The following is a 25306-nucleotide window of genomic DNA, read 5'->3' as shown; positions in this document are numbered from 1 at the left end:
CGCCGATGAGCATTGCATCTTCTCCGGCGCTCACACGGGCGTGCGTGGAAGCAGGAGTCGTTGCGGGTTGGCAGGGCGGCGCCGCAACGAACGAGACCGAATTCTCACACTATCTCGCGATGCTGGAAGCGCCCGGTCGTGCCCCCGCAATCGTCAACTTGCCCGCGCGAATGGCCGGCGACCCAGCCTTTGACAGCCGTTTTGGCCTGCTGGAACAGGCCCGGTTTCCGCTGGTCTTATCCAGTGTCGGAGATCCGGCGCGGATGGTCGAGCGGGTTCATGGCTGGGGTGGCCGAGTGATCCAGGATGTTACGACCTTGCGTCATGCCGAGAAGGCTTTGGCGGCTGGGGTCGATGGTCTTATGCTGACCTGTGCGGGGGCAGGGGGGCATACGGGCGATTTGACACCCTTTGCCTTTGTTCCGGCAGTCCGGCGGATATGGGATGGCCTGCTGATTGTCGCGGGCGGGATTGCCGATGCGCGCGCGATACGCGGTGCGCTTGCGCTGGGCGCAGACCTTGCCTGTATGGGCACTCGATTTATTGCTACCCCGGAAAGCGGCGTGGTCCAGCGGCACCGAGATATGATCGTTCGCGCGGGAATGGAGCGGATCGTTCCTTCAGCGGCCATGAACGGGGTAGTTGCCAACTGGATCGCGGATTCGCTTGAGGCGGCGGGCCTCGATTACTTGGAGTTACCTGACCACCGGACACCCATGCCCGCCGGAATAAAGCCTTGGCGCGACATTTTCAGTGCAGGGCAAAGTGTTGGGTTGATAGATACGGAGTTGCCGGTGGCGCAGCTGGTGAAAAGTCTTTCGAGCGACTTCGTGGCAATGGGTGGGCATTCCGGCTGGCGCGCACGTCTCGCCTCGATCGAAGCCGGGTGGCGCTAGATTTCCAGCACCATCCGCCCTGCCAGTGCGCCGCTGGCAGCAGCAGTCATGGCCTCGCGGAACCGTTCGAGCGGAAAAGTCTGGGCGATGACCAGCTTCAGCACGCCCGCAGCGGCAAGGCGGCTGGTTTCGGCGCGGTTCGCTTCCGCCTTGTCCGGCTCCCGCTCATTAAACTGGCGGATATCGACGCCGACAAGGCTGGCATCCTTAAGCAGCGACAGGTTGGTTTGGAGAGTTGCGATTCCGCCTAGAAAACCGATGACAAGGTGCCGACCGCCCCAACCAAGCGAGCGAAATGCCGGACCGGTCGCCTCGCCGCCAACCGGGTCAAACACCACGTCGACCGGTTTGCCTTCATTTGCCGCCTTGACCTGCTCGCGCCAATTATCGGCGCGGGCGTCAACGACATTATCTGCCCCGCCCGCCAGTGCAAGGGTACGTTTGTCCGCGCTGGAGGCAGACGCGATCACCCGCGCGCCAAGGTGCTTGCCGACTTGCACAGCGGCATAACCCGTCGCTCCACCGGCGCCAAGGACCAGCAGCGTTTCGCCCGCGTGAAGTTGGCCGCGATCAACCAGCCCGTGCCAGGCGGTGGCATAGCTGACCGGGAAACCGCCGCTTCGGTAAAGCTCAACGCATCTGGAAACTTGCGGACTCCGCGCGCCGGAAGCACCGCTTCTTTGGCGAACAACCCGCCCCAGCCGCTAGCCGAGACTTGATCACCCACTGAAAGACCCGACACTTCTGTGCCGATATCGCGAATCACGCCTGCGGATTCGCTGCCGGGAGTGCACGGCATTGGCGGCTTGATCTGATAGCGCCCCTCAGCAGTCAGTACGTCGACAAAGCTGATCCCGGCCGCTTGAATCGCGATCCGCACATGTCCGGGTCGCAAGGCGAGCGAGCTTAGATCGCGGAGTTCGTAGCTTCGGGCGGGCCACACTCGTCAGCAATGACCATGCGAGGCATATTATGAGCCCTGTGGCTTGCTCATCAATTCGGCGACAATCCGGTTTACGTCATAGCGCCCGGTATCATCCCCGGCAGGAGCCTGGGCGGCAAAGGCTGCTTCGATTTCGGCATGACGAATTTGCGCTGCTGCGAACGAATTGGGATGGGTGACAATCAGGAAGTCGCCTCGGAAGGTTCCGGCAATCGCCGCCTCAGCGGCTTCGGTGGCGCTCATCCCCTGTGCTTGGACTGCGCGGGATAACTCGCGCTGGTGGTCTTTGGGCTGACGCAGGTGCGGGGGACGAACAGCATCTGCCAGCCCGGTTGAAACCAGCCCGGGGCAGAACACACTGATCCCGACTTTCCTGGGCAGTTCCGTCCGTAGTACTTCGGCCATGGCAAGCACGGCCTGCTTGCTGGCGGTATAGATTCCTGCACCGCTGTGTTGCAGGCCCAGCGAATGTTCTGATGCGGTGACGCAAATTTTACCGCCTTCGTCTTGCGCCAGCAAGGCCCGCGCGAATACAGTCATCGAAGACCACGCGCCGCGCAGGTTGACGCCCATCAGCCAGTCGAACTCTTCAGGCGTGGATTTGACGAGTGGGCCATTGAGGATCGTCCCGGCGTTGGCGAAGACTAGGTCGATCCCGCCCAGTTCCGTTTGTGCCGCTTCAGCTAGAGCTTCGACGCTGGCATGGTTACTCACGTCGCATCGAAGCGCGATCGCCCCGTTAAGTCCGGCGGCGAGAGCTTTGACCCGACCAGCATCAATATCGGACAGCACCAGTCGTGCTCCCTGTGCGGCGAGGTATTCAGCAAGCGCCTTACCGATGCCCGATGCGGCCCCGGTAATAACGACACGTTTGTCCACGTGGTTGATCATCATTTCCCGAACTCCCGGTTGACCCGCGCGGCAAATTCGGGACCGACCCCGGCGCTGGCAAACACTTCGTGCGCTAGGCCGGCCTCCAAGGGCAGGTCGGCCTGTTCGACGTAGAGCTTCTTGTAGGCGAACACGCTGTGGCGGCTCTGTCCGACGTTGGCGTTGGCAAGTCGTGCGACCGTCGAATCCACATCGTCGTCGGGCACGCAGTGGTTGGCAAGGCCGATCCGCGCGGCTTCGGTGCCGGAAACGGGCAGGCCAGTGAAGCTGATCTCACGGGCCTTCCACTGGCCGACCCGGCGCGGCAGGCGCTGGCTCATGCCCCAGGCCGGAACGAGGGCGAACTTGCCGTGGGTATCAGCGAAACTGGCGCTTTCGGCTGCAACGATGATGTCTCCGGCCAGCGCCAGTTCCAACCCGCCCGTGAAGCAGCCACCCTGAACCGCGACGATCACCGGCTGAGGCAGCTCTGCCAGCCGGGTGACGATCCCGGCCTGGTAATAGGGGCGGGGAGCTTTGGCTCCGCGTTCGTTCAGGTCATTGCCAGCGGAGAACACCGTGCCAGTGCTGCGTAGCACGACTACCGCGATCGCGTCACCCGCTGCCTCGATCGCCGCAAGATGGTTGTCCAGTTCGGTCCATAGCGCAAGGTTGATGGCATTGCGCTTGTCGGGCCGGTTTAACGTGAGCGTGGCGATGGCGCCGTCGCGCTCGAATAGAAGGAGGGGATGGCTCATCGTTGTCCTCCGTCGACTCTCAGCAAGGCACCAGTGGTGTAGGAACTGGCCGGGCTGGCGAGCATCAGCGCTGCGGTGACGATCTCTTCCGGCCGACCGGGCCGGCCCAGCGCGACCGGCTGCTTTTCGCGGCGTTTGGGATCCCACGCTTCGGCGATGTCTGTCAGGAACGGCCCGGCGCTGATCGTGTTGACCCGCACCTTGGGGCCATATTCACGGGACAGCGACACAGTCATGGCATTGAGCGCAGCTTTGGCTGCGGCATAGGGAACCACGCCCGGCAAGGCCATCAGTGCGCCGGTCGAGCTGATGTTGATGATGCAGCCACCCCCGTGTTCATTGGCACCATCAGCCATTCGGTGGCCGATCTGGCTGGCCAAACGGAATGGGCCCTTGAAGTTCAGGTTCATCACCGAATCGAACAGGCTTTCGGGCATCTCGTGGCTCGGGCAGGGCGGTGACATCCCGGCATTGTTGACCAGCACATCGATCCGACCGAATTCCTTGTACGCCACCTCGATTAATGCGTCGCATTCAGCCCAGCGTCCGACATGCGTGGCCACGGCCAGCGCGCGGCGGCCCAATCGGCGGCATTCCTCCGCCACCGTCTCGCAGTTTTCCAGCTTGCGGCTTGCGATGATCACATTCGCGCCGCGCTCCGCAAAGGCCTTGACCATCTGATAACCGAGGCCGCGGCTGCCGCCCGTTACCAGTACCACCTTGCCGGTGAAGTCGAACAACGGGTCCATCATGCCAGTACTTCCTTCCGGGTCGAGAAATGCTCGCTGGGGAACAGCCCCGGCGCGGTCGCGCCTCGCTTGAGCAGCGCCTTGGCGACCTGGGCTTTGTGCACTTCGGTCGGCCCGTCGGCGAGAGCGAGGCTGGGTACCCCCGCCCACCAATCGGCCAGCGGCAGTTCCAATGTCACGCCCAGGCTGCCGTGCAGGTGAATCGCGCGTTGGATTATGTCGTGATAAACCTTGGCCATCTGCACCTTGCACATCGCGATTAACGTGCGCGGGGCGACAGGCGGCGAGCGGCCGGCTTCGACCTCGTCGATGGTCCAGGCAGTCTTGAGTACCAGCAGGCGATACTGCTCCAGTTCGATCCAGCTGTCGGCAATCATGCCTTGCACGAACTGATGCTCGGCCAGAAACTTGCCTTGCGTACGGCGGGAATTGGCGCGTTCGGCCATCATGTCGAGCGCGCGCTGGCACTTACCAACCGTTCGCATCGCGTGGTGGACGCGCCCGCCGCCCAGTCGCGCCTGAGCCACCTTGAAGCCTTCCCCCGGCTGACCCAGCATGGCATCCAGCGGCACCCGCACCTGATTATAGCGGATATAGGCGTGGGTGCCTTCATCGCGGAAATGGCTGTCGCCCAACGTCTTGACGTTGCGCAGGATATCTACCCCAGGGGTATCGGTGGGGACGATGAACATGGACATCCGCCCGTGCGGCGGATTGTCTGGATTTGTTACTGCCATGACGATCAGGAAGGCGGCGAAGCGGGCGTTCGAGGAGAACCATTTCTCCCCTTCGATTACCCATTCGTCCCCATCCTGCCAGGCGCGGCAGATGAATTCCTTGGGATCGGCACCGGCCTGCGGCTCCGTCATCGAGAAGGATGAGACGATTTCGCCGTCCATTAGCGGTTTGAGATACTGCACCTTCTGCGCCTCGGTTCCGAATTGGGCGAGGATTTCTGCATTGCCGGTATCGGGCGCGGCGGTGCCGAACACCGTCGGTGCCCAATAAGAGCGGCCAAGGATCTCGTTCATCAGCGCCAGCCGCAACTGGCCATAGCCCGGCCCGCCCAGGTGTTCGCCAAGATGGCAGGCCCACAGTCCGCGCTTTTTCACCTCGTCCTGCAGTGGGCGGATCGCAGCGCGGCTTTCTGCATTGGATACGTCATAGGGTGCGCCGTGACCGGGGAACCGGACATCGAGCGGTTCGACTTCGCGCTTCACGAAGTCGAGCAACCAATCGAGCTCGGCCTGTACTTCGGGGTCGGTCTGAAACTGCCACATGATCGCTCTCCTCATCCGGCCGCGCGAGCCAGTGTTTCGGCCCGCGTGAAGGCAGCGCGTACCAGTTTATCAAAAAAGGCACCGGTGGTTGCAGGCAAGATTTCCGCCGCACTTTGCGCTACCTTGTATTCAAGAATGCAGCCGCTCTTGTAGGCTGCCAGCACGCAGTAGTAATCGAAGTTGGAGAGGTCCCGCCCGGTGCCGGCGGCGTAATACCGGGCCAGTTCCTGCCGGGTCGGGAAATTGGCAATGTTGTAGAGCGCCGCCGCGCCGATCTCGTCCGGCTTGGCTTCGTCGCGCAGGCGGCCAGTGAACCAGGCCAAGTCGATCAGCGGATCGCCGATAGTCGAGAGCTCCCAGTCGATCAGCGCGGTCAGTCGGGCAGGCCGATCGAAGGCGAACAGAGCGTTGGGTGTGCCAACGTCGCCGTGGATGATTCCGGCACGGAAATCGTCGGGCAGATTGGCGCGAAGCCAATCGCGAGCATAGGCAAAACCCGGCAGATCGCGCCATGAGGAACCATAAAGATCCGGATAGGAGCGGATCTGGCTTTCCCAGCGATCCACCTGGCGTTCGAGGAAATTGTCAGGCTTTCCGAACCCGTCAAGGCCGACCGTCCGATAATCGACATTGGCAAGGGCGACCAGGCCATCGACCATGGCATAGGCGATGCCATACTCGCTTGGTGCGCGATCGAATGGGGCGCGGTGATATATGTGCTCGCCACGCAGTTCGGCGGCCCAGCCCTGGACCCGCTCCATCACATAGAACGGTGCGCCGATGACCTCGATATCGGCGCAGGAACCGAAACAGTGTGGGTGCGGCACTGGTGTGCCGTTGAGCGCAGTCAGCACCCGCGCCTCGCGCAGAATTCCCTTGTCCGAGCCGGGCGGTGGGACAGTTGGCGGGCGGCGCAGTACCATGTCCGGCCCGCCGCGATTGAGCGTCAGGATCACGTTGGAGGTGCCGCCGTGGAGATGCGCGACATTTAGCGGGCCAGTACCTAGCTGCGGGACGTTCCCGTCTAGCCATGCGGTCAACCGTTCCACGTCGGCGAGATCGGGTGTAACGGTCACTGCGTCACCATCCGCCGGAACAGACTGCCTTCGGCCTGCCAATCGATCCGCACCGTCCGGTGGGCAAAACGCCAGCCCTTCAAGGTTCGCACCAATCGGTCGGAATAGGTTCCGGCATGATCGGGACCGTGGTTTGACCAGACCGAGAAATAGCTCCGCGCGATAGCCGCATTGCCGTCCATTTCAATCAGTGGGTTGGTTGTGTGGTGGCGCACGAAGGTGCGGCGCGGATCGCTCGGGTCGCCAGCGGTCAACGCGGCATAGATTGCATCCGGTCCGGTCGCTGCGACACCTGGAAACTCCAGAACGCCTTCAGCCGCAAAGCAGGCAGCTAACTCCGCAATCCGGCCGCGATCGCCGTTATAGGTATAGGTCGCCAGCAGGTGGCGGATGGCATCGCGGTCTGCAGTGGGATCAAGCATAGTAATTGAGCTTGAGTCCGGGTTCGTTCCACCGGACCTTCACCAGTAGTCCCCTGCTGGACAGAGTGATGTAGGTGTCCTTCATATCCGGCCCTCCGAAGGCAATGTTGGTAACATAGACATCGTCGAAATTGCGCTTGCTGCTTTGTCCGTCGGGAGTGATGGTGGTGATGCCGCCTTCGAACAGGGTGGCCACGCAGACGGTGCCGGCGGCGGTCACGGCCAGGCTGTCGAACCCAACCGCTCCATGAGCGGTGGCAACCCATTCCGGCCGCTGTGCCTCAACTTTGCAGGCATAGCGATAAAGCCGAGCCTGATGCGTGTCGGCACAATAGACCGAATTGCCGTCCGGCGAGAGACCGATACCGTTGTAGCTGACAGCATGACGGTTGATTGCAGTGATTGAGGCTCCATCGGTCAAGCAGGTGAACAGGCCGCTGGCAGTGCGGATGCCGTCGTGGCTCTTGCCAAGATCAGTAAACCACATGCGCCCATCGGCATCGAAGACCAGATCGTTTGGAGCTTCCAGCGCTATACCGTCGCACGCGTCTTGGATGCGTTCGAACCGACCCGTGGCGAGATCGACCCGCTCGATCCGGCCTTCGCAGCCGGGGCCGCGTGCGCTCTGGAACTTTGCCGGGTCGAGCCCGCCGTTGTTGCAGACATAGAGCGCGCCATCCGGGCCAATCGCTGCCCCGTTAGGCCCGCCGCCGATAGCACAAACCGTTTCGGTACGGCCGTTCCAGCAACGCGTGATGCGGCCTCCCGCCATCTCGACCACGATGATCGAGGCATCCTGCATGACCACCGGACCTTCCGGGAAGGCCAGCCCTTCGGCGAGGATTTCCATCGGCGCTAATCCTATATAACTTAGTTATCTATGTCTTGACATGACCTTCAGTGCTGCGCAAGCCTATCAGGAGGAGGTTTGCATGCCAGTCCCCAACCACCACCTTGTCACCACGCCACCCTCATTTGAGTCTCCGCCTTATCCTGCGGACATCTTTGCTGGACAGACCGTACTGGTCACCGGTGGCGGAACGGGAATGGGTCTTGCGATGGCGCGGGCCTTCGCACAAGGTGGGGCGCAGGTCGCGGTGATGGGCCGCAGTCTGGTAAAGGCGCAGGAAGGCGCGGCAAAGATCGCGGCGCTGGGGGTGAAGGTTCATGCGATAAGCTGCGATGTGCGTCTGCCCGATCAGGTGGCCGCCGCCTTTGACGAAGCCGAGGCGATGCTCGGTCCGGTTACCCTGCTGGCAAACAATGCCGGGGCCAACTTTCCGGTCCTGGCCGAAGATATCTCGGTCAACGCCTGGAACGCGGTGACGCGGATCGCCATAGACGGAACGTTCTTGTGCTCCACCGAATTCGCCCGCCGCCTGATTGCGCGGGGGGTGGGCGGCGCGATCATCAACAACTCGGCGCAGTATATTTGGACCGGTTTTCCCGGCGACGCCCATTCGGCTGCGGCAAAGACCGCCCAGGCGACTATGACGAAGGCAATGGCGCGCGAATGGGCACCGTTCGGCATCCGGGTCAACGCCATTGCTGCCGGATTCTTCCCGCATGAAACCTCCACGGCCGGGCGGCGTGAAGGCACCACCGAAGTGCTCCAGAACATGATCCCAGCCGGGCGGACCGGCTCGATCCACGAGTTTGGTTGGCTTTCGGTGATGACCTGCTCGCCCCTGTTCGCCGGGCTGACCGGGCAGGTGATCCTTCAGGACGGCGGGGAAAGCCTGCGCCGCTCGCTGATGATGCCAGACTATGTTCCCCCACGTGAACGGGTCGAAGGGCCCTGGGGTTGGCGCTGATGGGCTGGCTTGCCGGAAGGACCGCGCGTCTGGTTGGGGAAAGCCCGGCCATTGGCGCCGCGCTTAAAGCGCAGGGCGCAACTTTTGTCACTGAAGGGAACTGCGATGTGCTGGTCCATGTCGCCGCGTCTCCGCCAATTAAGCCGGTGCACGAACTAGGCCACGCCGAATGGCGCGCTGCGCTCGATCACGGGTTGGACCAGCGATTTCTGCTGGCCCGCGATTTCGCTGCGGAACGGCGCGCGGCGAGCCAGGGTGGAGCAGTGATCTTTGTTGGTGCACCTGAACAAGCACTGGGCAGCGATCAAGCCGCTGCCGCTGGGGCGCTGTCCAACCTGACCAAGACGCTGGGGGTGGAATGGGCCCGCGACGGGATCCGGATCAATGCGGTGCTAACTTTCGAACAGGGATCAACGCTCGGCAATCTCGTCGCCTATCTGGCCAGCGACTATGCTGCCTATGTCACCGGTGCGGTGATGGGCGTTGGGCTGAATGATGGCTGATCCGCTTAATGGAAAGCTCGATGTAAACCTTCGGGTGGTCGATCTTGGGGCCTCGATTGCATGGTATACCCGCGTGTTCGGGGCCGAGCCGATCTATAGTGGTGAGGACCGGAGCAAGGACGGCGGCACCGTCCCGATGGCCTGCTTTCGCCTTGGCGGGGTCAAGCTGTGGTTGGTTCAGGGACGCACACCTCAATCGGGCAGCCAACGGGTCGACGTGGCGCTGATGAACCGGCAGTTGCTCGCCCCCTTGCGGGCATTGCTGACGGCGCGGGGCGCTATGTTCGACTATTCCGAACTCCCCGGTTTCCCGGTCGATGCCGATGGGGTTCGGCGCGGTCAGGATGCGGAATTCTTCTTTCTGCTGAATCCCGACGGGCACCGGATCGAATATTGCCGGACCTGTCCGGTCGGGGGGGACGCGAAATGAGCATGACGATTTCTCTGGAAGGGCAAGCGGCCTTCGTAACAGGCGGCGGTGGCGGAATTGGCCGGGCTGTCGCGGTGCGACTGGCTGAGGCCGGGGCCGATGTGGCCCTGTTCGAGATCGTGCCGGAAAGAGCCGATGAAACGGCGGCGCGGATCCGCGAACTGGGTCGCCGCGCTCTGCCGATCATCGGCGATGTGATGGATACCGGGGCCTTGCGTACCGGGATTGCCGCCGCCGATGCCGAGTTCGGGCGGATCGACATCCTCGTCAACAACGCCGGCGGTACAGCGGCCCGGCCGTTCCTGGAGCAAAGCGAGCGCAGCTGGCGGCGGCATATCGACATCAACCTTGTTTCGATGCTGGCTGCGACCCATGCCGCAGCACCGATCATGATCCGTGAGGGCCGGGGTGGGGCGATTGTCAACGTCGCCTCGATCGAGGCGGAGCGCGCAGCACCCAATTTTGCCGTCTACGCCGCTTGCAAGGCCGGAATGCTCAGCTTCACAAAGTCGATGGCGGTCGAGCTTTCCGGCCACGGCATCCGGGTCAACTGCCTTGCTCCGGATCACACAATCACCCCAGGCAATCAGGGCAACCGCGTTGGGCCGGTGGATACTTCGACTTGGCGACGCCATTCGCCGGAAGAAGTCGATGCGATGAACCGGCTAATCCCGCTCGGGCGAGAAGGGCAGGATTGGGAATGTGCAGATGCGGCGGTTTTCCTTTGCTCTTCCATGGCGTCTTATGTAACTGGTGTGTTGTTGCCAGTTGATGGCGGCACTTGGGCGGCTGGCGGCTGGGTGCGGGGCCGCAACGCAAAGTGGACGCTCAACGAAGGCCTGTCGTTCGGCAGTTAGGTTCCGGATGGCAACTTTCCGCTTCAGTTATAAAACCAAGTTCACTATGTAGCCCTATCGCGCATTGTTGTCGCAAAGGGATGGTTCTATGCTGCTTGGTTCGATCGATGATATTGTGAATAGGCAACAGCGCATCCACGTGCCGAAGACCAGCGAAATCGTTGCAGACAAGATCCGTGGGCAAATCGTGCGAGGCGATCTCAATGAAGGTGATTCGCTTCCGCCCGAAGGGCAGTTGATGGAGAGCCTCGGCATTTCCCGACCGACCTTGCGCGAAGCCTTCCGTATACTCGAGGCGGAAGGTTTGATTAGCGTCGTGCGTGGTTCGCGGACCGGTGCCAAGGTCCACAAGCCCTCGGTCGAACTTGTTTCACGCTACGCAGGCTACGTCCTTGAGTCCCAGGGAACCACGATTGCCGACCTTTACCAGGCACGCCTCGCGATCGAACCTTCGGTGGTTCGCTGGCTGGCGACCGCCAAGGGTGGCGGCGCTATCGTCAAGTTGCGTGCATTGCTGACTGAAATGGAAGCCATGCTGAACGACGATCGGCACGAGGAGTTTATCGCCAAAGTCGAGGTGTTCCACCAGTCGCTGGTAGCTGCCACGGGCCTGAAGACCATTACCTTCATGAGCCGGATGTTGCTCAACCTGGCGGGCAAGCACCAGATAGAGTTTCAGCGCCGCCATTCCCGGTCGCAGGATGCACGGCGCAAAAGTCACCGGGCCGGTCTCAGATCCTACCAGAAGGTCGTCGACCTGATTCAGGCCGGTGAGGTTGAGCCAGCGGTAGCACACTGGCGGTTGCACCTGACTAATGCCAATGCCACCTGGACTAGCGAAGGCGAAGGGAGCCGGGTGGTGGACTCGCTCGGCGATTAGTCGAGCACGAGCAGCATAGCGCCGGCCAATGGGCCGCCAGCGGTCGAAGTTGCACACACTTGCGGGTTGCCTTTCACCTGCCGTGCGCCGCCCCGGCCCCATAGTTGGGTGCAGGCCTCGTGCACCGCGCCATAGGCGTGCAGCCGCCCGCCTGACAGCGCCCCGCCGCCGGTATTGACCGGCAGTTCCCCTTCCAACGCGATCCGCTTTCCGCCCTCGATGAAATCCTTGGCGCCGTATCGCTCACAAAACCCAAAGTTTTCCAGCCAGTTGAGCGTGTGGAACGTAAAACCGTCATAGAGCTGGGCAATGTCCACATCGGCGGGTTTCAGGTCGGTTCGGCTCCACATCATCTCGGCCACTTTGGGCTGCGCCTGGGTGTCGAGCGCGTCCAATTGCGTCCACGAATTGCGGTACTGCATCGATGATCCCACCGCCTCGATCCGCACCGGCGGGTTGCGCAGGGTGCGGGCCACGTCCAGCCGCGAAACGATGATCGCCACCGCGCCGTCACAGGGCACGTCGCAGTCATAGAGCCGCAGCGGGGTGGCGATCATCGGGGAGGCCAGGTAATCGTCCAGCGTGATCGGGGTGCGATAGACCGCGTTGGGGTTCAACCCGGCATTGCGGCGCTGGTTGATCGGGATCTGCGCGACCTGTTCGGGCGTGATTCCGCTTTTGTGGACATAAAGGTTGAAGAACAGCGCCTGCTGCAAGGCGGCGGAATAGGTGTAGTAGGGGGCATACCAGGAAAATGGCCCGGCCTGGCGCTGGCCGTCCTTCAACAGTGCGTTGGCATAGGCGGTCTTGCGGGCGGTTGCCTCGTACATCGTGCGGAAAATCAGCACGTTGCGGCACAGGCCCGCAGCAATTGCGCCGATCGCGTTGAATACCGCGCCATACTGACCGGGGGCCTCACCGCCGCCGGCGTACCAGCCCACCTTGAGCCGCAGCGCATCTTGCAAGGACGCGCAGCCGACCGGAGAAAATCCCGATCCATCAGCACGTTCGCCCGGCCAGGTGGCGATTCCGTCGATGTCCGCACGGGTCAGCCCGGCATCGCGGATCGCTTCCATTGCGGCATCGACAGTCAGCGCCAGTGCCGACTTGCTGGCCCCCCGCGAGACATCGGAAATGCCGATGCCGGTGATCGCGGTGTTCTTTTCGGCGTAGGCGGTCATACGGCGCCTCCGACTGGACGGAACAGCGGAATCCACAGGTCTTCGGCCGGTTCGAACCATACGTCTACCGGCATACCGAAGGTCACTTCGGCCGGATCGCAATGGGTGATGTTGCCGACCAGGCGCACTTCGGGGGCTTCCTCCAGCGCGACCAGGGCGAGGACATAGGGCACCGGCAGGCCCGGCACCCAGGCCTTGTGATTGATCGTGAAGGTTTCGACCCTGCCGCGCCCTGAAACGGGTGCCGGCTCCACCTCAACGCTCTCACAAGCGGGACAGAAGGGTACGGGCGGGTGCACATAAGTGGCACACGAATGGCACTTGAATATCACCAGCACCCCGTCCTTGCCGGAAGTCCAGTATCGCTGGCTGTCCAGATCGATCGCCGGCAGGATGCGCAGCGGTGGTGCCGGCTGGTTCATGGCGCCTTTCCCCTCTCTCACTTATCTAACCAGGTTGACGATAAGCCATTGCGTCCAAGTCGTCCATTCGATAAATTGACACATCATCAATTATTGAGTCGCGGACCCAACGGGCCGTGGCCGGCACCCGGGAGACGTATGATGCAGATGGAAGACATGGTGATCATCAGCGTGGACGATCACGCGATCGAACCGCCCGAGGCGTTCATCCGCCACTATCCTGAAGGCAAGAAGGACCAGGCCCCCCGGATCGTTCATGAAGACGGCAAGGACATCTGGCTGTGGAACGGCGCGCGCTTTCCCACCATCGGCCTCAACGCCGTGGTCGGCCGCCCGCGCAGCGAATACGGGATGGAGCCGACCACGTTCGACCAGCTCCGCCCCGGCACCTATGATCCCAAGCTGCGCGTCGATGACATGAACGCCAACGGCGTGCTGGCCAGCCTGAATTTCCCCACCATGCCCAGCTTTGCGGGCGGAGTCTTCGTCGGCATGGCGCAAAAGGACCCGGGGGCATCCCTGCTGGCGGTCCGCGCCTGGAATGACTGGCACGTGCAGGAATGGTGCGCCGCCGCCCCCGGCCGGTTCATCCCGATGTGTCTGGTGCCTGCCTGGGACATGGCCGAGACACTGAAGGAACTGAAGCGGATGAGCGACCTTGGTGTTCACGCCGTGTCGTTTTCCGACAACCCGTCCAACATCGGCCTGCCCAGCATCCACAACGAATACTGGGAACCGTTCTGGAAGGCCTGCAACGATTACAGGATGGTGATCAACTGCCACATCGGCACCGGCGCGCGGGCGCTGCACCCCAGCCCGGAAAGCCCGATCGACGCGTGGATCACCGCCATGCCAATCTCCATCGCCAATTCGGCAGCCGACTGGACGTTCGCCAGCTTCTGGAAGCGTTATCCGGATTTGCGCATGGCCCTGTCCGAAGGCGGGATCGGCTGGGTGCCCTATTTCCTGGAGCGGGCCGACTTTACCTATGAACACCACCACGAATGGACGTTCAGCGATTTCGGCGCCGAACGGCCTTCGGATGTGTTCAAGCGGCACATCATCAGTTGCTTCATCGATGACCAGTTCGGGGTGAAGAACCTCGATTACATGAACGCCGACATGGTCGCCTATGAATGCGATTATCCACATTCGGACACGGTCTGGCCGAACGTGCCAGAATACCTGTGGGCCTCGGTCAACGGGCTGGACCGCACGGTGATCGACAAGATCACCCATGAAAACGTGATCCGCGAATACAGCTTTGACGCGTTAGCGCTGAACGGCGGAAAGGCCAACTGCACCGTCGGTCACCTGCGCGAACTGGGCAAGGACGTGGACGTGTCCCCGCGCCACAACTTAGGCGGGCTGAAAACCGACAGCATGGACCTGGTCGGCAAGGCGCGCCGCCCGGTGACGTCCGGCGATATCGAACGGATGTTCGCCTCGGCATGAGCGGCCGTTGCCACATCGTGGTGGGCGGTACTGCGGGAATCGGGCTGGCGACAGCGCGCATTCTGGCGGACGAGGGGCACCGCATCGTCCTGATCGGGCGCGATGAAGCGCGCGCCCGGCAGGTGGCGGATGAACTCGGCGGTCACGGCGAAGGCAGCGATCAGGGCGGATTGGAGGCGGCGGTGGCGCGCGGCGTGGCCCATCTCGGAAGGCTTGACGGGATTGCCGTCACCGCTGGCCCGATCGGCTCGCGCGGCGATGCGCTTGGTCTGTCGGATGCCGAATGGGCCGAAATGTTCGACACCCAGGTGTTGACCGTGGTGCGGTCCTTGCGGGTGGGGGTTCCGGCGCTGCGGGCAAGTGGGGGCGGTTCGATCGTTACCTGTGCGGCCTTTTCGGTGCGCGCGCCCAAACCGGCCCTGTTGCATTATGCGGCGATGAAAGCGGCGGTGGCGGTGCTGACCAAGGGTCTGGCCAAGGCTCACGGTGCCGATGGCATCCGGGCCAACTGCATGGCCCCCGGTGCCACGGCAACCGAGGCGCTGGGCAGAGGCGATCCTGCCGTGCTTTGGAGCGAGATGCGCGACCGCTATGGCATGAAGGCCGCGTTAGACCGGATCGGCGACCCGCGCGAAGCGGGTGAGCTGATCGCTTTCCTGCTGTCGGACAAGGCCGCCTACCTGACCGGCGCGTTGATCAACATCGATGGCGGAACCGATTTTTGAAGAGGACCGGAAAATGACCGATCAACAGGCTTACGCGGTGCCAGACGTCTGGCGGGTCGATGAACCCGCCCCGGCTCATGTCCCGCGCGACCGGGTAGTGGATGTGCGCTTTGCCATGGGCCACAGCCCCAACGACCTGCTCGACCCCTATGTCGAAACGGACATCCTGCGCGCGCCCGGGGTGCCGCGTCTTCTCTACAGCCCCTATCCGTTCATTGACAAGTCCAAGGGCACTTGGTGCGTCTCGCATTACCACGATATCCAGCGAGTTTATGAGGACAACGACCACTTCAGCACCCAAGGGGTCGCGCAGTTTCAGCTGCTCGCCGGTGAAACCTTCCCTTCATTGCCGCTGGGGGTCGATCCGCCGCAACATGGCATCTATCGCCGCTTTTTGAACAGTCACTTCACGCCGGTCGCTTTAAAGAAGTTGGAGCCGCAGGTGCGGGCCATGGCGGTGGAAATGATCGAGGGCTTTGCCGGTAAGGGCGAAGTCGACATCGCTTATGACTTTGGCCGAGTCTATCCGGTCCAGGTCTTCCTTGACCTGATGGGTCTGCCGTTCTCGATGTTCGAGCAGTTCCTAGTCTGGGAATGGGAAATCCTCCATTCACGCGATCACCAGCGGATGGGCGATGCGGTGCGCCAGGTGATTGCCTACCTGCGTGAATTCATTGCCGAAAAACAGGCCCGGCCAGATGAACGGCTGGGCAGTTATATCGCTAATGGCGAGATCGATGGTCGCCCGCTGGAGCCAGACGAAGTGATCGGGATGACTTGGTTTCTGTGGTTGGGTGGGCTGGATACGGTCGCTTCGACCATTAGCCAGATGTTCCGCCGCATGGCGCTGGATCAAGACCTGCAAGCGCGGTTGCGGGCTGAACCTGACCTGCGCAACAGCGCGGTGGAGGAATTCCTGCGGACCCAGCCATTGGTCAATTCCTTCCGGCTCGTGAAGCAGGATCTGGAGTGGGACGGGGTTACACTGAAGGCAGGGGACTACATTACTTGCCTCAATTCCTCGGGCAATTTCGATCCAGCGCAGTTTCCCGAACCGCGCAAGTTTGATCCCGCACGCAGCCCCAACCGCCATTACACCTTCGTCGGCGGGGTACATCTGTGCCTAGGTGCGCACCTGGCCCGGCGTGAGCTGCGCATTCTGCTCGACGAATTTTTCCAGCGGGTGCCGCAATTCCGGGTCAAGCCCGGCACCGATACCACCGTAACTCCCGGATTGCTGTCGATTCGCAACCTGCCGATCATTTGGGACCCGAACTGAGGACTAAGCGATGACTTTCCTAAAACACCCAGACTGCGTCTACATTGGCGGTGAATGGCAACCTGCCCCCGGACGCGAGGCGATAATTAACCCGGCGGACGAAAGCCTTCTGATCGAGGCCCCGGTTGGCAGCGTCGCACAGGTCGAAGCGGCGATCGCTGCCGCTCGCCACGCGTTCGACCATGGCGACTGGCCGCGCCTGCCGGTCGCTCAGCGCCAGGCTTTGATGCATCGCTTCCTCGATTGCATCGAAGCGCGACGCGACGATATCGTGCGGATGATCGTCGCCGAAGCCGGGGCAACCCAGATATTGGCAGGGTTCATGCAATACGGCATCCCGATGAAGCACGCCCGCCGCACGGTGGAAGTGGCGAGCCGCCCGGCGGTGACCAGCCTGCCTGTGGAACTGACTCCCAATGCCGCAGGCACGACCACGCTGGGCACCGGGGTGGTGGTGCGCGAACCTGTCGGCGTGGTGGCGGCGATATCGCCCTACAACTTCCCATTCTTTCTCAACGTCGGCAAGGTTGTGCCTGCGCTGGTGGTCGGCTGTACCGTGGTGTTGAAGCCCTCACCCTATACTCCGATGGAAGCGCTGATCCTGGGCGAGATCGCGGACGAGGCCGGCTTGCCGAAGGGCGTGCTGAGCATCGTAACCGGAGATATCGAGGCCGGGCAGATACTAACGAGCGATCCGCGCGTTGATCTCGTTCACTTCACCGGATCGGACAAGGTGGGTGCCATGATTCAGGCCCAGGGTGCGCCGACGCTCAAGCGAATCGTGATGGAGTTGGGAGGCAAGTCCGCGCTGATCGTCCGCCCCGATGCCGATCTGCAACAGGCGGCGATGGCCGGGCTGGGCGGCTTTACGGTCCACTGCGGGCAGGGCTGCGCGCTGACAACTCGGCACTTGGTGCATAATTCGGTCCGCCCGCAATTCGTCGAAATGCTGAGAGGAATGCTGGCGCACATCAAGATCGGCAACCCCGCCGATCCCACGGTTAGCTATGGCCCGCTGATCCGCGAGGTGGCGCGGACGCGGACCGAGCAATACGTCCAGATCGCGCAGGACGAAGGCGCGACTCTGGTTTCGGGCGGCAAGAGGCCAGACGGTTTCGACAAGGGCTTCTTCTTTGAGCCAACGCTGTTCGACAATGTGAAGAATGACAGCCGCCTAGCCCAAGAAGAGGTTTTCGGGCCGATCGGTGCGGTGATCGGCTATGACGATGACGAGGAAGCCATTTCGCTCGCCAATGCCAGCGACTTCGGCCTGTCTGGCGCGATCTTTTCGGCCGATGCGGGCAAAGCCTATGAAATGGCCTTGCGGATCCGCACCGGGGGGGTTTCGATCAACGGCGGGGCCGGGACCATGCTGTCCGACGCGCCTTTCGGGGGGATCAAGCGCTCTGGCTATGGCCGCGAATACGGCGAGGATGGCCTCAATGAATTCACCTACCAGAAAGTAATCAGCTTCAGTGCGCGATAAGGGAGAAGTGGGCAAATGACCCAGGTGATGAAGGGCATCCGGATGCTGGAAGTGGCGCAGTTCACTTTCGTTCCGGCGGCGGGTGCGGTGCTGACCGATTGGGGTGCTGACGTGATCAAGATCGAACACCCGGTGCGTGGCGACGCGCAGCGCGGGATCAAGGAATTGCAGCGCTTTGCCCTCGACCAGCGCCGCAACGCGCTAATGCAGCACCCTAACCGGGGCAAGCGCAGTGTCGGCATCGATATCTCGACGCCGGAAGGGCAGGAGCTACTCTACGAGATCGCCAAGACCTGCGACATCTTTCTGACCAATTACCTGCCCAGCGCCCGTCAGAAGCTGAAGATCGACTTGGAACACATCCGCGCCGCCAATCCCGACATCATCTATGTGCGCGGCTCTGCCTTTGGCGAGAAGGGGCCGGAACGCGACAAGGGCGGGTTCGATTCCACCGCCTTCTGGGCGCGCGGCGGCTCGGCCATCCTGGCCACCCCACGCGAGCTGGAAGGGCCGCTGACCCAGCCGGGTCCGGCCTATGGCGATACCATCGGCGGCATGAACATCGCCGGCGGGATCGCCGCCGCACTGTTCCACCGCGAACGCACCGGCGAGGCGACCGAGGTCGACGTTTCGCTGCTGTCTTCGGGCATCTGGGCCACGGCCTGCGCGATTGACGTCTGCATCGAAATGCAGGTCGATCCCTTTGCCAACCCGCTGCCCGGCAAAACCGTGGTCGGTTCCAACCCGTTCATGGGCGTGTTCAAGACCAGCGACGGAGGCTACATCAATCTGACGGTGCTTTCGCCCTCGCAGCTGATCGCGGATACCTTCGCCCACCTCGACATTCCCGAATGCGTCGAAGATCCGCGCTTTTCGTCCATCGAGCAACTGACCGAGAATTCCGAGGCCGCGCACCTGCTGGTCCGCGCCGCCATTCTCAAGCAGCCCTTTGGCTACTGGATGCAACGGCTCAAGACGATGAAAGGGCAGTGGGCCGCCTATCAGTCGCCGCTCGATATCGAGAATGACGAACAGGTCGCGGCCAACGGCTGGATCTTTGAGGTGGAAAGCGCCGATGGCGGCAAGCCGATCAAGCTGGTTTCCAACCCCGTCCAGTTCAATCAGCAAGTGGTCAGCAACACCCGTGCGCCTGAGGCGAGCGAGCATACCGAACTGTTCCTGATGGAAATGGGGCTGGAATGGGACAAGATCGAGGCGCTGAAGGCCAAGGGGGCGATTGCCTGACGGGCGGCTTTGCCCCAAGAAGCGGGGCATTATGCCCGATCCGACCGACCTGCTCGCCGCAGAGGCCCTGTCCCCGCTAAGCGGTTCGCCGCTAGTAATGCTGGCGCCTGGTGAGGCTGTGCCGACTGGCGCGGTGACGGTGCTGGTCGACCGCGGTGGGGCGCTGCCGCAGGTCGACCCCGCTGGCTACGACGCGCTGGTCACCAGCCGCGCCGCTGCGCCGGCACCGTGGGTGAGCGTTGCGCCGGAACGGCTGGAAACACAACTTACCACCGTAGACCAGACTGCAGCGCAGGCTCCAATTGCTACTGCCGTGCTCGCCCGTTTGCTGCGGCTGGGCGAAAGGTTAGACTTCGAGGACGCGTTGGAAATGGAATCGCTGACTTATTCGGCGCTCCTTGGCGGCGGGGAGTTTGCCCAGTGGATGGCTGGGGCGGAGCGCAACAGCAGCGGTGCGCAAGAGCTGCCGCCGGTGCGCTACGACCGCGATGGCGATACTGTCACCCTGTGGCTCGTCTCGCCCGGCAACCATAACGCGATGACCGCCATGATGCGCGATGCTCTCTACGAAGCGTTGGCCAATGTGTTGGAGGATCCTAGCGAGCCGAGCCTTACGCTTCGGGCCGAAGGGCGCTGCTTTTCAACCGGAGGCGACCTTTCCGAATTTGGTAGTGCCCATGACCTTGCTGCCGCCCATGTGATTCGCACCCAGCGGTCTTGCGCGCGGCTGCTCCACCGGCTGGACGCGCGGGCCGAAGTGTATCTCCACGGCGCCTGTATTGGTTCCGGGATCGAAGTCCCGGCCGCTGCGGCCTTCCGCGTGGCCGCGCCAGATCTGGTGGTGCAATTGCCCGAATTGCGAATGGGCCTGATCCCCGGTGCGGGGGGAACGGTCACGCTGGCCCACGCGATTGGGCGGCACCGGTTGCTGTGGCTGGCGTTGGGTGCCTTTCGGATCGGGGCGCGGCAGGCGCTGGACTGGGGGCTGATCCACGCGATCGAGCGATGACCGCCGCGCTTCACGCCTTGCTTGAACCCCGCCTTGCTGAGCTTGGGTTAACTCCGGCGGAACTGCTGGCCCGGGATGCGCTGAGCGGACTGGCGGAGCCGGGACTGACCTCGGCCAATCGGCATTGTCACCTGCTGCGCTGCGCTGACGGCTGGCTGGCGCTGAACCTAGCGCGCGAGTGCGACCGGGAACTGCTCCCAGCCTTGTGCAAGGGAGAGGCTGACATGGCCACCTATGCCGCTGGCCAGAGCGCGATGGCGCTACGCGACCGTGCGGTGGAACTACAGCTTCCCGTCGCTCTACCGGGTGAGAGCATGCCACAATCCCTGACCGGCCCTGTCATCGCACACGTACCAGAACTCGTTGTGGACCTATCCGCACTTTGGGCCGGGCCGCTATGCGCCGGATTGCTCGCCCAGGCCGGGAGCCGGGTTGTGCGGATCGAGAGCGCGGGTCGGCCCGACCCGACCCCAGTCAGTTCCCCGCTGCTTGATGTCCGGCTCAACAGCGGCAAGATGCGGCTGCCGCTTGACCTGCGCAATGATGCCGGGCGTGCGGCACTGCGCGCCAAGCTGGCCGAAGCCGAAGTGTTGGTTACCTCTGCCCGCCCCGCCGCGCTCGCCCGCCTCGGGCTAGAACCTGAGCAGTTCCCGAACCTCACCTGGGTGGCGATTACGGCACACGGGTTTACTGGACAGGGCGCTGTGCGGGTTGGCTTTGGTGATGACTGCGCGGTGGCTGGCGGTCTTGTGCAATGGGAGCACGGTGCGCCGCGATTTCTTGGTGATGCCCTTGCCGATCCCTTGACCGGGTTGGAAGGGGCTCTGGCGGTGCTCGCCGGGCAGCGTGGATTGATCGACTTGGCCATGGCCAGGGTCGCTGCTGCCTATGCGGAGTCGCTGCGATGCCCCTAGTTCTGCGCAACGTATGCCCGTGGGGCGGGCCGCCGGTCGATGTAGCGATTGTGCGGGGCATGATTGCCGCAGTCGGGCCCAAACTTGATCGGGCGAGTGAGGAAATAGATGGGCGGGGGAGGCTACTCTTGCCCGGTTTGCATGACCATCATCTCCATATCCTCGCCCAAGCAGCCCGGCGGCAGTCGGTCGATCTGGCGGGCCTTACCGGCACGGACGAGGTGGCAAATCGCCTCCGCACCTCGCCAGGAAATGGCTGGATCAGGGCTGTCGGTTACGACGAACGTGCCGCCGGGATACCCGATGCGGCGTTGCTAGACAGATGGGTAGAGCATCGCCCGGTGCGCCTTGCTGATCGAACCGGGGCGCTGCGTGTGCTCAACAGCCTCGCGCTGAAGCAGCTGCAGGGATTGGCCCTGCCGCCAGGTGCCGAACGCAATGCCGCTGGCCAGCCTACTGGCCGATTTTGGCGCGAGGATCGCTGGCTGGCTCAGGCCTTGCCACAAACCTTGCCGGATTTGGAGGCAGAGGGACGGTCACTTGCCGCCCTTGGTGTGACCGCGTTGACCGATGCTACGGCGCATAATGGCCCGGAGGAAGCACGAATTCTCGCCGACGCGGTTCCACAACGGCTGACCCTGATGGGAAGCGAGGCGCTGGTGGTGGGGGTCGGTTACCGACTCGGGCCGCTCAAGCTTGATCTCGACGAACGCGACTTGCCAGCGGTGGACGAATTGGCACACCGTATTGCCGCAGCACGAGCCAGCAGTCGCGCCGTCGCGGCGCACTGCGTGACCGAGGCCGAACTGGCAATTTACCTTGCATCGCTAGAGGCAGCGGGAGGAGCCCGGCCCTGTGACCGGATTGAGCATGGCGGGTTGATCCCAGCCGCGTTCGTGCCGGTGATCGCTGATATGGGTTTGCAGGTGGTGACGAACCCCGCTTTTATCCACGACCGGGGCGATCGCTATGCCGCTACGATCAATCCGGAGGTGTGGGAGGAGCTGTACCCTGCAGCCGGACTGCTGCACGCTGGTATTGCCATGCTGGCCGGGTCTGACGCACCTTATGCCAGCGCCGACCCCTGGCTTGCCATGCGTGCAGCCTGTGTCCGACGCACGGCAGGGGGATTGGTGCTGGGACCAGGCCAGCGGATAAATGCCATCACTGCCCTGCGTCTATACTGCTCGGAGGACATTACCCCTGGCAAAGCGGCTGACCTGATCCTTTGCGAAGGCACACTGTCCGAGGTTCTCACTGACCTGTCGGCTGAGCGCTTGCAATTGACGATGATTGCGGGCGAAACGGCGTTCAGGCGCGATTGAGCAGCATGGCCCCGGCGATGAAGCCGCCGCCCATGCCACAAACGCCCGTCCGCGCGTTCGCCACCTGGCGCGCGCCGGCTTCGCCCCACAGTTGCAGGCAGACCTCGTGCAGCAGGCCGAATCCATGCAGGCGACCGCCAGACAATTGTCCGCCGCCTGTGTTGACCGGAAACTGCCCGCGCGGGCCGATGGCGCCGCTGGCGATCAAGTCCTTGGCCTCGCCATGGCCACAAAAACCGAGTGCTTCTAGCCAGATAGGCACAAATATTGAGAATCCGTCGTAAAGGCCGAGTACATCCACGTCGTTCGGCTTGAACGTAGTTCGGCTCCACAGGTCGGCTCCGGCGTCGTGGGCGCCCATGGTAGTCAGGTCCGGACGCTGGTCCCAGGTTTCTAGAGAGCTGAGGGCAGATCCCATCGCTTCGATCGAGAGCGGCGGCAGGCGGCAATCGCGCGCAGCATCGGCAGCAGAGACGATTACCACTGCGGCGCCGTCGATCGGAATATCGCAATCGAACAGGCCGAGCGGGGAGGAGATCATCCGTGCTGCGAGGTAATCTTCCATAGTCAGCGGTTTGTGCATCACCGCTTGCGGGTTCAGCTGCGCACATTGGCGTTCGGCCACGGCGATCATGCCTAGGTGTTCGCGGGTCATGCCGAATTCATGAAAATAGCGGTTGGTAATCCACCCGGCCCAGTTGGAGGCCGACATCGCGCCTATCGGGACCAGCCAGCTCAGCCAGCCGCCAATCTGGTTCTTGTCGGCACCGGGAATGCTGGCCCGCCGCCCGGCGCTTTGCGAGGAGCTTTCGGTCAGCGCGCGAAAGCACAGCACGTGCCGCGCCTGGCCGGTCATCACCGCCATTGCCGCTACCATGATCGGAGCCATTTGGGCCGGGCCATCGGGCACGGCGCTGTGCCAGCGGGTCTTCAGGCCCAACGCGCCGCGCACTTCCCCGGTGCCGAGCGGCGACATGCCGGGGCTGCCATCGGCCTTGCCGGGATAGGTCGCGATCCCGTCAATGTCGGCGCAGGTCAGGTCAGCTCGGGCCAGAGCCCGGTCGGCCGCTTCGGCCAGGTGGAGCATGGCCGGGCGGCCGGTGTTGCGGCCAATGTCGGACATACCCACCCCGGTGATCGCGGCCTTGGCAAGCGCGTTCATGCCTTGTCTCCCGCCGGGCGCCATAGCGGCAGCCAGACATCGCCGCTTGCTTCGAACGCGATCCGCATCGGCTGGCCGATTTGCACGCTGTCCGGATCGTCGGTCATAACCGAAGCCGTCACCCGCACGCCGGGGGCATCGTCCAGATCGACCACGGCAATGGCGAAGGGCACTTTCATGTCCGGCAGCCACGGCTGATGGTTGACAGTGAAGCTGTACACCGTGCCGGTCCCCACCACCGCCCGCGGGGCCATCGCCTGCGAATGGCAGGCCGGGCAGAGCAGCTGCGGCGGATGGACCGCCTTGCGGCAATCGCCGCAAAAGGCGATCATCAATTCGCCGTGTTCGCCCCCGGTCCAGAAGGCGGTGTTCTCTGCAGTCAGTTCGGGCAATGGCCGCACGTCGAATCTCTCCCAAGGCCGCCATGGCGGCGATTGGTATTGACGGTATGTCAATTATGGCTCAGCTGGCAAGCACTTCGGGCTTGAAACCTATATAACCAGGTTTACTATTACGCCTAACGACACGCGAGAGGACGACGATGAGCAACCCGGCTGACGACCCCTATGCCTTCAAGCCCGAGGACGATTGCTATCATCCGCTGTCCGACGATCCTTATGAGACGGAGACCAATTGGTGGTCGTGGAACGTGCCGGAACGCAAGATCGGCGGCTGGATCCACACCCCCTATTACCCCAACCGCAAGACAGTGACCTGGCGGATCTTCTGCTGGGACGCGCGCGGGTTTGATCCGGCTCGGATGGTCTATTACAAGAAGGTTGAAGAAGCGCCGATGCCGGACAATCCGGACCTGCGCGACATCACCTTCCCGAACGGCGGCTACAGCCTGAAAATGCTGGAGCCGGGGATGAAATACCACCTGCAGTACGAGGACAGGGAGCGCGATTTCGCGCTGGATTTCATCCACACCGGGGCCCACCCCCCGCGCCGGTTCGAACCGGGCGAGCCGCCCTTCATCCAGACCCCGCATTATGATCAACTGGGCCACATCACCGGCACGCTGCGGCTGGACGGGGAAGACATCAAGCTGGATTGCTGGTCGGTCCGCGACCGCACCTGGGGGCCGCGCGGCGGTCCCTATGCGCAAAGCCGTAAGCAGAACTATGCAACCGATCTTGACCGGGTGAAGCACCGCGGCGGCCCGCGCTGGCGCGAGATCGAGCGCGAACGCGGCCGCGGGCGGATCCAGTACATCTTCGGCCATGCCGATGGCTGCAGCGGCTTCCTCGGCTTCGTACGCTCGCAGGATGGCACGGCCAATGGCTGGAGCCCGATGAACGGCGGTTACCTGCTGCGCGATGGGGTCTATGGCAATCTGGATTCGTCCAAGAGCCGGATGCGCACCTTCCGCGATCCGGAAACCGGCTGGTCCAGCTATATGCAGGTCGAACTGACCGACCAGCTGGGCCGGACCATGACTATCGAAGGCTTTTCGGTCAGCCGGATGAGCGAGGCGGGGTACGGCACCAACCAGCTGATGCGCTGGGACTTTGACGGCAAGATCGGTTGGGGCGAGGACCAGGATGTGTGGAACCCCAGGCACTTTACCCGGATGCTCCACGCGCTGCGGGCGACGCGTTAGAGGTCTTGATAGCGCACTGGGG

General features: G+C 62.9%; 28 protein-coding genes. 15 read left to right on the top strand and 13 right to left on the bottom strand.

The features are described 5' to 3' along the window. Positions 1 to 5: 5 nt before the first annotated feature. Positions 6 to 896, top strand: a complete 891-nt coding sequence (locus tag ACSSV3_RS02490; RefSeq protein ID WP_454184744.1) for an NAD(P)H-dependent flavin oxidoreductase — start codon at positions 6 to 8, stop codon at positions 894 to 896. On the opposite strand, the gene ACSSV3_RS02485 is transcribed toward ACSSV3_RS02490, so the two are convergent. From ACSSV3_RS02485 to ACSSV3_RS02445, 9 genes are all read right to left on the bottom strand, one after another. Then, the gene (locus ACSSV3_RS02485; RefSeq protein ID WP_354325751.1) at positions 893 to 1396 is read right to left on the bottom strand and encodes a zinc-binding dehydrogenase; all 504 of its coding nucleotides are present in this window, start codon (positions 1394 to 1396) and stop codon (positions 893 to 895) included. The two genes, ACSSV3_RS02490 and ACSSV3_RS02485, sit on opposite strands and share 4 nt — an antisense overlap. Then, entirely contained in the window at positions 1363 to 1776 is a 414-nt protein-coding gene (locus ACSSV3_RS02480) for an alcohol dehydrogenase catalytic domain-containing protein (protein ID WP_354325750.1), read from the bottom strand. Before ACSSV3_RS02480 ends, ACSSV3_RS02485 begins: the two co-directional genes overlap by 34 nt. Positions 1777 to 1866: 90 nt before the next feature. Continuing rightward, positions 1867 to 2733, bottom strand: a complete 867-nt coding sequence (locus tag ACSSV3_RS02475; protein WP_354325748.1) for an SDR family oxidoreductase — start codon at positions 2731 to 2733, stop codon at positions 1867 to 1869. After that, complete coding sequence (locus ACSSV3_RS02470) at positions 2730 to 3467, bottom strand: enoyl-CoA hydratase/isomerase family protein (protein ID WP_354325746.1); 738 nt, start codon at positions 3465 to 3467, stop codon at positions 2730 to 2732. Before ACSSV3_RS02470 ends, ACSSV3_RS02475 begins: the two co-directional genes overlap by 4 nt. Further along, complete coding sequence (locus ACSSV3_RS02465) at positions 3464 to 4219, bottom strand: SDR family NAD(P)-dependent oxidoreductase (RefSeq protein ID WP_354325744.1); 756 nt, start codon at positions 4217 to 4219, stop codon at positions 3464 to 3466. Before ACSSV3_RS02465 ends, ACSSV3_RS02470 begins: the two co-directional genes overlap by 4 nt. Further along, a complete protein-coding gene (locus ACSSV3_RS02460; protein WP_354325742.1) occupies positions 4216 to 5496 on the bottom strand; it encodes an acyl-CoA dehydrogenase family protein in 1281 nt (426 codons plus the stop codon). Before ACSSV3_RS02460 ends, ACSSV3_RS02465 begins: the two co-directional genes overlap by 4 nt. 11 nt (positions 5497 to 5507) lie before the next feature. Next, entirely contained in the window at positions 5508 to 6572 is a 1065-nt protein-coding gene (locus ACSSV3_RS02455) for a phosphotransferase family protein (RefSeq protein ID WP_354325740.1), read from the bottom strand. After that, entirely contained in the window at positions 6569 to 6994 is a 426-nt protein-coding gene (locus ACSSV3_RS02450; RefSeq protein ID WP_354325739.1) for a nuclear transport factor 2 family protein, read from the bottom strand. Before ACSSV3_RS02450 ends, ACSSV3_RS02455 begins: the two co-directional genes overlap by 4 nt. Then, entirely contained in the window at positions 6987 to 7844 is an 858-nt protein-coding gene (locus ACSSV3_RS02445; RefSeq protein WP_354325737.1) for an SMP-30/gluconolactonase/LRE family protein, read from the bottom strand. Before ACSSV3_RS02445 ends, ACSSV3_RS02450 begins: the two co-directional genes overlap by 8 nt. Before the next feature lie 82 nt (positions 7845 to 7926). On the opposite strand from ACSSV3_RS02445, the gene ACSSV3_RS02440 reads away from it, so the two are divergent. From ACSSV3_RS02440 to ACSSV3_RS02420, 5 genes are all read left to right on the top strand, one after another. After that, positions 7927 to 8808 carry an SDR family oxidoreductase gene (locus tag ACSSV3_RS02440; RefSeq protein ID WP_354325736.1) on the top strand — a complete coding sequence of 294 codons (882 nt, stop codon included), beginning with the start codon at positions 7927 to 7929 and terminating at the stop codon, positions 8806 to 8808. Then, complete coding sequence (locus ACSSV3_RS02435) at positions 8808 to 9311, top strand: SDR family oxidoreductase (RefSeq protein WP_354325734.1); 504 nt, start codon at positions 8808 to 8810, stop codon at positions 9309 to 9311. The genes ACSSV3_RS02440 and ACSSV3_RS02435 overlap by 1 nt, the downstream gene beginning before the upstream one ends. Beyond that, positions 9301 to 9741 (top strand): VOC family protein, encoded by a 441-nt coding sequence (locus ACSSV3_RS02430; protein WP_354325733.1) that lies wholly within the window; start codon positions 9301 to 9303, stop codon positions 9739 to 9741. The genes ACSSV3_RS02435 and ACSSV3_RS02430 overlap by 11 nt, the downstream gene beginning before the upstream one ends. Before the next feature lie 2 nt (positions 9742 to 9743). Beyond that, positions 9744 to 10598, top strand: a complete 855-nt coding sequence (locus tag ACSSV3_RS02425) for an SDR family NAD(P)-dependent oxidoreductase (RefSeq protein WP_354325731.1) — start codon at positions 9744 to 9746, stop codon at positions 10596 to 10598. An 88-nt stretch (positions 10599 to 10686) separates the two neighbouring features. After that, positions 10687 to 11478: a FadR/GntR family transcriptional regulator gene (locus ACSSV3_RS02420; protein ID WP_354325729.1), complete on the top strand. Its 792-nt coding sequence runs from the start codon at positions 10687 to 10689 to the stop codon at positions 11476 to 11478. Here ACSSV3_RS02420 and ACSSV3_RS02415 read toward each other — a convergent pair. Further along, positions 11475 to 12659, bottom strand: a complete 1185-nt coding sequence (locus ACSSV3_RS02415; RefSeq protein ID WP_354325727.1) for a thiolase family protein — start codon at positions 12657 to 12659, stop codon at positions 11475 to 11477. The two genes, ACSSV3_RS02420 and ACSSV3_RS02415, sit on opposite strands and share 4 nt — an antisense overlap. Next, entirely contained in the window at positions 12656 to 13081 is a 426-nt protein-coding gene (locus ACSSV3_RS02410) for a Zn-ribbon domain-containing OB-fold protein (RefSeq protein WP_354325725.1), read from the bottom strand. Before ACSSV3_RS02410 ends, ACSSV3_RS02415 begins: the two co-directional genes overlap by 4 nt. A gap of 138 nt (positions 13082 to 13219) precedes the next feature. On the opposite strand from ACSSV3_RS02410, the gene ACSSV3_RS02405 reads away from it, so the two are divergent. The 8 genes from ACSSV3_RS02405 to ACSSV3_RS02370 are packed head-to-tail and all read left to right on the top strand — an operon-like array spanning position 13220 to position 22519. Further along, positions 13220 to 14536: an amidohydrolase family protein gene (locus tag ACSSV3_RS02405; protein ID WP_354325723.1), complete on the top strand. Its 1317-nt coding sequence runs from the start codon at positions 13220 to 13222 to the stop codon at positions 14534 to 14536. Continuing rightward, complete coding sequence (locus tag ACSSV3_RS02400) at positions 14533 to 15261, top strand: SDR family NAD(P)-dependent oxidoreductase (protein ID WP_354325721.1); 729 nt, start codon at positions 14533 to 14535, stop codon at positions 15259 to 15261. The genes ACSSV3_RS02405 and ACSSV3_RS02400 overlap by 4 nt, the downstream gene beginning before the upstream one ends. Before the next feature lie 13 nt (positions 15262 to 15274). Further along, positions 15275 to 16540 (top strand): cytochrome P450, encoded by a 1266-nt coding sequence (locus ACSSV3_RS02395; protein WP_354325720.1) that lies wholly within the window; start codon positions 15275 to 15277, stop codon positions 16538 to 16540. Between the two features lie 10 nt (positions 16541 to 16550). Continuing rightward, a complete protein-coding gene (locus ACSSV3_RS02390) occupies positions 16551 to 18026 on the top strand; it encodes an aldehyde dehydrogenase family protein (protein ID WP_354325718.1) in 1476 nt (491 codons plus the stop codon). Positions 18027 to 18041: 15 nt separating this feature from the next. Continuing rightward, positions 18042 to 19271, top strand: a complete 1230-nt coding sequence (locus ACSSV3_RS02385; protein WP_354325716.1) for a CaiB/BaiF CoA transferase family protein — start codon at positions 18042 to 18044, stop codon at positions 19269 to 19271. Positions 19272 to 19302: 31 nt separating this feature from the next. After that, positions 19303 to 20280: an enoyl-CoA hydratase/isomerase family protein gene (locus ACSSV3_RS02380; protein WP_354325715.1), complete on the top strand. Its 978-nt coding sequence runs from the start codon at positions 19303 to 19305 to the stop codon at positions 20278 to 20280. After that, positions 20277 to 21194 carry a CoA transferase gene (locus ACSSV3_RS02375; RefSeq protein WP_354325713.1) on the top strand — a complete coding sequence of 306 codons (918 nt, stop codon included), beginning with the start codon at positions 20277 to 20279 and terminating at the stop codon, positions 21192 to 21194. Before ACSSV3_RS02380 ends, ACSSV3_RS02375 begins: the two co-directional genes overlap by 4 nt. Next, positions 21185 to 22519, top strand: a complete 1335-nt coding sequence (locus tag ACSSV3_RS02370; protein WP_354325712.1) for an amidohydrolase family protein — start codon at positions 21185 to 21187, stop codon at positions 22517 to 22519. The genes ACSSV3_RS02375 and ACSSV3_RS02370 overlap by 10 nt, the downstream gene beginning before the upstream one ends. Here ACSSV3_RS02370 and ACSSV3_RS02365 read toward each other — a convergent pair. Both ACSSV3_RS02365 and ACSSV3_RS02360 read right to left on the bottom strand, forming a co-directional pair. Further along, a complete protein-coding gene (locus ACSSV3_RS02365) occupies positions 22506 to 23681 on the bottom strand; it encodes a thiolase family protein (protein ID WP_354325711.1) in 1176 nt (391 codons plus the stop codon). The genes ACSSV3_RS02370 and ACSSV3_RS02365 overlap by 14 nt on opposite strands. After that, a complete protein-coding gene (locus ACSSV3_RS02360; protein WP_354325710.1) occupies positions 23678 to 24136 on the bottom strand; it encodes a Zn-ribbon domain-containing OB-fold protein in 459 nt (152 codons plus the stop codon). The genes ACSSV3_RS02365 and ACSSV3_RS02360 overlap by 4 nt, the downstream gene beginning before the upstream one ends. Before the next feature lie 86 nt (positions 24137 to 24222). Here ACSSV3_RS02360 and ACSSV3_RS02355 point away from each other — a divergent pair, with 86 nt between their 5' ends. Next, positions 24223 to 25284, top strand: coding sequence for a DUF7065 domain-containing protein (locus tag ACSSV3_RS02355; protein WP_354325709.1), 1062 nt, complete (start codon positions 24223 to 24225; stop codon positions 25282 to 25284). The last annotated feature ends 22 nt before the right edge of the window (positions 25285 to 25306 follow it).

It is taken from the genome of Porphyrobacter sp. MBR-49 (genome assembly GCF_053628655.1).
The sequence above is the reverse complement of the archived record's forward strand: the minus strand, read 5'-3'. Positions and strand labels throughout refer to the sequence as shown.